Source organism: Aminobacter sp. P4_D5, from assembly GCF_056401815.1.
In genome coordinates, this window is the sequence record NZ_JBFUIP010000414.1 from 1 (window position 1) to 1,086 (window position 1,086).

Consider the following 1,086-nt stretch of genomic DNA (forward strand, 5'->3'; position numbering starts at 1 on the left):
ATGCAGATACGCGTGCACCCAGGCGCCCTCGGTCGTGTCCACGGACTGCGCGGCCTCGTGCGCGCGCGCCCAGTCGCCGCGGGCGTCCCACCAAAGCGCGGCCAGCGTCGGCGGCAGGTCCGTGGCCGTCTCGCGATCCATCAGGGTTTTCGGTTCCATTCCAACGTCCTCCCGGTTGCGACCCTAGCCGACATCGCCCAGCATCACGACTTTCCAGGAGATGCGCATGGCCCAGCCCCAGGTTCCCATCGAGGTCGACCCCGATACCGGCATCTGGACCACCGACGGCTTGCCCACGGTCTACCTGCCGCGCCACTTCCTGGTGAATATGCAGAACGGCATCGAGGACGCCATCGGGCCCGAGGCCTACCGGAAAATCCTCTACGGATCGAGCGACCTCTCCGCCCTGCAATGGTGCCGCGCCGAGGCGAAGACGCACGGTCTCTCGCCGATCGACACCTTCCGGCACTACCTGAAGCGACTCTCGCAGCGCGGCTACGGCCAGCTGGAGATCACCGCGCTCGACGAAGCTGCGGGGACCGGCGCGGTGACGGTGCGGAACTCGGCCTTCGCGCTGGGCTACGGGCCGCAGACGGCACGGCCGGTCTGCTACATGTTCGAGGGCAGCTTCGCCGGCGGGATGCGCTATGTGCTGGAGATGGCCGGGCGGAAGGGCGAGCCCGTCTGCCGCGAGGTGGCCTGCGCGGCGGAGGGGCATCCGGAATGCCGGTTCGAATTGCGCTGCGAGGCGGTGTAGCGAGGGACGAAGTCCCCCGCGAACCCCCTCAAACCGCAGCCGGCCTCACCAGCCAGGCCCGCGTCTGCTCGTCGGCGCGCGCCGTGTAGATCAGGCCGCGGCGCGTGGCCCAGATGTTCTTCTGGATGTGCAGCGGGATGAGCGCGACGTCGTCCATCGCGGCGCCGGCGGCCTCGCGGAGCAAGGCCTCGCGCCTGATATCATCCGGCTCCGACACGGCGCGCTCGATGATGGCGTCGAGCGAGGGGCTGCTGTAGCGCCCGTAGTTGAGCGTGCCGAAGCCGCGGTCCGGCGCGAAGCCGGCGGCGACGATGCGCAGCGCCAGCGAG

General features: G+C 69.8%; 1 protein-coding gene and 1 pseudogene. One reads left to right on the top strand and one right to left on the bottom strand.

Annotated elements, in window-relative coordinates; all coding sequences use genetic code 11:
• The first annotated feature begins 226 nt into the window (after positions 1 to 226).
• Positions 227 to 757: a DUF5943 domain-containing protein gene (locus AC1DWF_RS32365; protein WP_476842615.1), complete on the top strand. Its 531-nt coding sequence runs from the start codon at positions 227 to 229 to the stop codon at positions 755 to 757.
• 28 nt (positions 758 to 785) lie between these two features.
• Here AC1DWF_RS32365 and AC1DWF_RS32370 read toward each other — a convergent pair.
• Positions 786 to 1,086, bottom strand: a pseudogene (locus AC1DWF_RS32370) (ABC transporter substrate-binding protein); the annotation flags it as partial.

What these genes read in the sequence shown, in the direction of transcription:
- AC1DWF_RS32365 (WP_476842615.1), top strand. Translation starts at nt 227, where the DNA reads ATGGCCCAGCCCCAGGTTCCCATCGAGGTCGACCCCGATACCGGCATC.